Annotated in this window: 1 protein-coding gene and 1 pseudogene; both read left to right on the top strand. The window is 64.1% G+C overall.

Annotated features, from left to right (window positions below):
- Positions 1-318: 318 nt before the first annotated feature.
- Positions 319-1,359: a Rieske 2Fe-2S domain-containing protein gene (locus WAN02_RS16170; RefSeq protein WP_422265226.1), complete on the top strand. Its 1,041-nt coding sequence runs from the start codon at positions 319-321 to the stop codon at positions 1,357-1,359.
- A pseudogene (locus tag WAN02_RS16165) lies at positions 1,359-1,836 on the top strand (hypothetical protein); the annotation flags it as partial. The gene WAN02_RS16170 and the pseudogene WAN02_RS16165, both read left to right, overlap by 1 nt.

The raw sequence follows: 1,836 nt of genomic DNA, 5'->3' as shown, positions 1-1,836 counted from the left end.
GAGCTCGCCCTCCCGATCGAGCAGCTGATGGGAAGCGATTCCGCTTAGCCACGATCGGCCTCTGTTGTTCATCCCAAAGTGACCTGCCTGTTGTTTGGTTTCTTTCACTAATGGTTGTGCGCTGCTCAGCCATATCGTTGGCCCCTAGTGGTGTGGCTAACTGTCGAGCCCTCTAGCGGGAACGGAGTGATCGTTGAGCGCCTTGGCATTCGGCAGATGTCCGAAGTGCGAATCGCGTGCGGTTGCGGTGAGCGGTAGTTCCTCGGGCGCGCCGACCAAGGTTTGCCCGCAGCCGCCTCGGCTCAGGATGGCCGTGCGATGACGGATGTCACGAAAGCGAGAGTGAGGTCAAAACCCCCCTTGGCTCCCTCCGATGAAAGCGTGCGGACTGTGCGACCTGCCGACGAACAGCCGGGAATGGAGAATTTCACGAAAGCGGCCGGACTGGCTCCGGGCTGGTGGCCGGTCGCCCTCAGCGCTGAACTAGGTGACAAGCCGCTCGCTGTACGTCTCTCCGATGTGAACTTGGCACTGTATCGGGACGACAGCGGGACCGCACGGGCGGTCCTAGACCGGTGCCCCCATCGACGAATGCCCTTGTCCCTGGGGAGAATCACCGACGACGGCTTGATTCAGTGCGGCTACCACGGCTGGTCGTTCAACGGGGCCGGTAGTTGCGAACGCATTCCCAACTTTCGACCCGGCGAGCGGCCATCGGGACGAATCACGGTGGATGCGTTCGCGGTCGCCGAACGCGCCGGCATGATTCTCATACACAGCGGCGGTGACTCGACGGCCGACGTGCCGGACGCCCTCTCGGGTCGGGCGGGAATGCACCTGTCCGGATCCGTCGAGGTGCGCGCCCCCCACGCCTCGATTGTCGCGGCACTGGCGTTCAACCCGGGAGCCGCACTGGGCATGGGACTGCTATTCGGTTCCGGCGATGAAGTCGTGGGACCTGACGCCCAAACCGAACCGCATCGGATCGTCGTGGTGCGCGAGCGCCTGACGGTCAACGTGCCGCGACTCACCACTTTCGATCCAGCCGTCAAACGGTCTACTCGAGCCAGGATCGAGACTCTGCGCCAGACGGGGCTCACTTCGATCACCGCAGAGATCCCCCAAAGGGGAACGGTGCACGCCATCGTCGGCGCGACTCCCATCGGGGACTATCGGACAGTCGTCAGGTGGCAGCTGCACGTTACCGGTACGGCAGCACCAGCCGTCGTCGCCGCGGCCGCCGCCACGTGGAAGGTTCGCCTCCGAACCCGCCGAGCCGCAAGCACGTTCGCGTCAGTCGCCGACCACGCCGACACCACGTACGACCCAGTGCTGCAAACGTTGAGAGGAATGACCTGATGAGCATCGACGATGTCACGGGCATCGACGCCGCGATCACCCCCGCGGCGGGACGCGCCCGTTCCAACAAGATCACCGCAGGCTTCGCGCCGGGTCGATTCGCTCTGCGCGACACCTGGTTTCCAGTCCTTCACAGCACGCTGCTCGGCCGCCGTCCCGTGCGTCGCACTATCCACGGTGAACCGATCTACCTGGTCCGCGAGGACGGAGTCGCCGTCGCCTACGAAGACTCCCCCCAGGACCGCGAACATGGACGGCTGCGCGCCAGCGAATTCACCGGAGGCAGCGGCCGCTGGCCGAGTCATGAGACGCACGGTTACGTATGGGTGTGGTACGGCAGCAACGACAAGGCATCAGTCGACCTCCTACCGCACCTGCCGGTGCTGCCTTCGGCAGGGATGCCGCGTTATTTCGGCGGGAACGTGGTATTCGACTGCAGCTATGAGCTCATCTGCGAAAACCTGCTGGATCTAACAC

This window comes from Mycobacterium sp., assembly GCF_049281135.1.
Classification (GTDB): domain Bacteria; phylum Actinomycetota; class Actinomycetes; order Mycobacteriales; family Mycobacteriaceae; genus Mycobacterium.
Note: the sequence above shows the minus strand (reverse complement) of the source record. Positions and strands in the feature narration are given on the sequence as shown.